Source organism: Halomonas sp. BC2, assembly GCF_002078115.1.
Lineage (GTDB): Bacteria > Pseudomonadota > Gammaproteobacteria > Pseudomonadales > Halomonadaceae > Vreelandella > Vreelandella stevensii.
In genome coordinates, this window is record NZ_LFGT01000009.1 from 348,122 (window position 1) to 351,630 (window position 3,509).

Genomic DNA, 3,509 nt, shown 5'->3' on the forward strand with positions numbered 1-3,509 from the left:
CGACACCCCTGGTGCCGAGACGGACAAACGCCCCCAGAACCACCGGATGGGCGGGATGCCCACGTCTCCCGAGGCGCTGTTCAGTATGGCGGCCATGCAGGTGGCGCTGGGGGCCATGGGGCAGCCCGATCCGCGCCACCTTCAAAAGGCCCGCGACGTGATCGATGCCTTGCCCGCCACCCTGGTAGAGGCCGCCCATGAACCCTACAGTGCCAGGGCGCTGATCTACGCCATGCTGCTGAGCAACGATGATGCCGAACGCACACAGCAGTTGGCGGCGCTGGAGGCCGTGGCGCTGCCGGATGTGTACGCCGCGCTGCACGCCCTGAAGGAGCAGGTGGCTCGGCTCGACGTACAGCTACGCCTGCCGCTGATCGAACTTGCCCTGCCTGCGCTCACCTCGCTTTCTACACAGCAGGCCCAGCACTTCAGGCTCTGCCTGGAGCGTTTGATCCATAGCGACGGCAAGGTCAGTCTGTTCGAGTGGACGCTCTACCAGCTGCTGCTGAGCCATCTGAGCGAGCGTCACGGCGGCGCCGAAACCCTGACGCTGGAACAGACCCAGGCCGAATGTCAGCGCCTGTTGGGCGTGTTGGCTGAGGCGGGAGTGGCGCCAGGGCAGGCGGGTGACGAGGCCGTGGCTGCCGCGCTGCGGGCTGCCCAGGCCTCGCTGCCCTTTACGTTGTCTTCCCTGCAAGACGCCGATGACATGCAGGCGCTCAGCCTGGCCGTAGAGCGCTTGCGCCGCTTGAAACCGCTGCATAAAGCCCGCTTGCTGAACGCCATGACCCGCTGTGTAGAACGCAGCGGCGTGATTCGCGCCGCCGAGGCAGAGCTGTTCCGCGCGGTGGCCGATATGCTCGGCTGCCCAGTGCCGCCGCTGTTGGAAGAGCCCGACAGCGATACTCACTCCATGGGGTGAACGCCCATGCCTTCATCGCTCCTACTGTTACTGGCCGATGCCGTACTGCTGTTGCATGTGCTGTTCGTAGCCTTCGTGGTGCTGGGGCTGCTGGCCGTCTACCTGGGCGGTATTCTGGGCTGGCGCTGGGTGCGCCACCGCCGGTTTCGGCTTGTTCATCTAGGCGCCATTGGTTATGTGGTCGTGCAAGCGTGGCTGGGTGCCGTCTGCCCGCTCACCACCCTGGAAATGGCGCTGCGTGCCGAAGCCGGTTCAGCCACTTACGCCGGTTCCTTCATTCAACACTGGCTCCAGCGGCTGCTCTACTACACGGCGCCGGAGTGGGTGTTCGTGGCGGTATATACCCTGTTCGGTAGCCTGGTGCTGGCCAGCTGGTGGGTGGTGCGGCCCGTTGCCCGCCAGCGGGGCTGAGGTTTGCAGGGGGCTGCCGTAGCCCGTAATGCGTTGCAGAGTCGTGCTGGCAGGGGACGCGAGGTGCGTTAGGCTGAGGGGTACGTACGCCGTTTCGCCAAAGGGCCTGCCAGGGCAGGTGTCTGCTGGAGAAAGGGCGATCATGCAGAGTGCCAAGCGTAAAGAGGTGCAGGATGACCAAACGACCAAATGGACAGGGTGACGCTTCGATAGCGACCGTTTCGTGCAAGACCGAGCAGCTGCTGCTGGCAGCGTTGGAGCGGGGTGGCAGCTGCCTGGAAACAGGGCGTTACTTGATCAGCTATCGAGACGGCCAGGTGGAAGAGGGCATCAAGGCACTGCAAGCCCTTAACTTCCGTATTGCCGACGCGCGCGATTTCAGCGAGCAAGCGGTCAGCCTGGACGAAACCGGTGACGCCGAGGCGCTGGTATTTCCAGAGCTGGGCGTAGCCCTGGTGGGCGGCGATGCCTTGCAGCACCATGGCATGGACGTACTGGACAAGCTCGCGGTGAATAGCCCCATCGAGATCATCGAGCCGGAATATTTTGCCTTTTCGGAAAACTCGGAGTACTTGCGCGGTTTTCTGCGTGCCGCGACCACCATTGCCCGTGACATGGGGGTGGAGCTGGAGATGGAAAACGCCGTCGAAAAGCCAGAACAAGAGGGCCGCACCACCACCTGGGGGTTGGCCCGTTGCCGAGTACCCGCCAGCCAGTGGAGTGGGGCAGGTATCAAGGTCGCCGTGCTGGATACCGGGATGGACCTGGGCCACCCGGAGTTTGCGGGCCGTGAATTTGTCTCGCGCAGCTTCGTCGGCGAGCCGGTGCAGGACCTCAATAGGCATGGTACACACTGTATTGGAACCGCCTGCGGCCCGAAGTCTCCCCGCGGTGATACCCCCCGTTACGGGGTTGCCTTCGATGCCCAGGTACTGGTGGGTAAAGTGTTGACCAACTCGGGCAGCAGTACGGGCGCAGGCGTGTTGGCAGGTTTGAACTGGGCGATTGCCAATCGCTGTGAAGTGATCTCCATGTCACTGGGCAGCCAGAGCCCGGTACAGGCCGCCTACACCCATGCCGGTGCGGCAGCGCTACGCAACGACTGCCTGGTGATAGCGGCGGCGGGCAATTCAACCCTGCCAACCGGCGCCCCGGCGAACTCGCCCACGGTGATGTCGGTGGCTTCCCTGGATCCCAACCTGTCGGTGTCCAGCTTCTCCAATCATGGCAAGATCGAGCTGGCCGCCCCAGGGCGCGACGTTTTGTCTGCCTGGCCTCGGCCGACCTGTCACAAGGCCATCAGCGGTACCAGCATGGCGACTCCGCACGTGGCGGGGTGTGCGGCCCTTTGGGCCCAGTCGGATGCTTCATTGCGAGGCCGAAAACTGTGGGATCAGTTAATAGCCTCTGCTCGGCCTTTGCCGCTATCGCAAGAGCAGGTGGGCGCGGGGCTGGTACAAGCCCCTTAGGCTGCGTGGTGTGCTGGCGGTCTTCTCCGGCCGTCCAGCGCATGCCCATCAACACGTGTGGCATTGATTTTCGGGAGATACCTTCAATGGCAACGGTAACGTTCTGGCTGATCACGATCTCCAGCGATCAGCCCATCCATGACATCGCCACGCGTCTCAGCGCCGAAGGGCTCACCGTCCGCGAGGTGCTGGAGGAGATCGGCTGCATTACCGGCGCCGCCGATGACGCTACCGTCCAGCGGCTCAAGCGCGTGCAAGGAGTGCTAGACATCGCCCCGGATACGCCGATGGATGTGGGACCACCAGGTACGGATGAGACGTGGTGATCATGGCTTTTTGCGAGCTCATCAATCGAATGTTGCCGATTTAGTCAGTTCGCCTTGAGCGCACTCGCTTCCCCGCCGCACTGCTGCAGCTCCCCGTACTTTTCTTGCTGCCCGTCTTGCTGCCGGTACTCTTGCGCCGTGCGTAGCTCTTTTTGCTGGTTCCGCTGCGTTTGGCGGGGCCTGCGGCTTCGCCCTGGGCGGTTTGCAGGCTGTGGCGCAGTTTGCTGGCATCGCTTTGGCGCAGCAGGGTGTGCAAGTCTTCCAGCAGGGCGTGTTGGAAGGCGTTGGGGTCGTCCTGGCGTTCGGAGATCGCGCGCAGGCGCTGCTCCCAGAGAGCGGTGCGTTCGGGAGTGCTGACGGCGCTGGGCAGCGCGGCGATGA

3 protein-coding genes and 2 pseudogenes are annotated in these 3,509 nt (G+C 63.7%); 4 read left to right on the plus strand and 1 reads right to left on the minus strand.

Translation table 11 applies throughout. The features are described 5' to 3' along the window. The 4 genes and pseudogenes from B7L71_RS08030 to B7L71_RS08045 form a co-directional block, all read left to right on the plus strand. Window positions 1-922: pseudogene (locus B7L71_RS08030) on the plus strand (M48 family metallopeptidase); the annotation flags it as partial. Between the two features lie 6 nt (window positions 923-928). Then, window positions 929-1,333 (plus strand): DUF2784 domain-containing protein, encoded by a 405-nt coding sequence (locus tag B7L71_RS08035; RefSeq protein WP_081137196.1) that lies wholly within the window; start codon window positions 929-931, stop codon window positions 1,331-1,333. A gap of 173 nt (window positions 1,334-1,506) precedes the next feature. Beyond that, the gene (locus tag B7L71_RS08040) at window positions 1,507-2,802 is read left to right on the plus strand and encodes a S8 family serine peptidase (RefSeq protein WP_081137198.1); all 1,296 of its coding nucleotides are present in this window, start codon (window positions 1,507-1,509) and stop codon (window positions 2,800-2,802) included. A gap of 86 nt (window positions 2,803-2,888) precedes the next feature. Continuing rightward, window positions 2,889-3,128 carry a hypothetical protein gene (locus B7L71_RS08045; protein WP_081137200.1) on the plus strand — a complete coding sequence of 80 codons (240 nt, stop codon included), beginning with the start codon at window positions 2,889-2,891 and terminating at the stop codon, window positions 3,126-3,128. 40 nt (window positions 3,129-3,168) lie between these two features. Here B7L71_RS08045 and B7L71_RS08050 read toward each other — a convergent pair. After that, window positions 3,169-3,509, minus strand: a pseudogene (locus tag B7L71_RS08050) (DNA topoisomerase III); the annotation flags it as partial.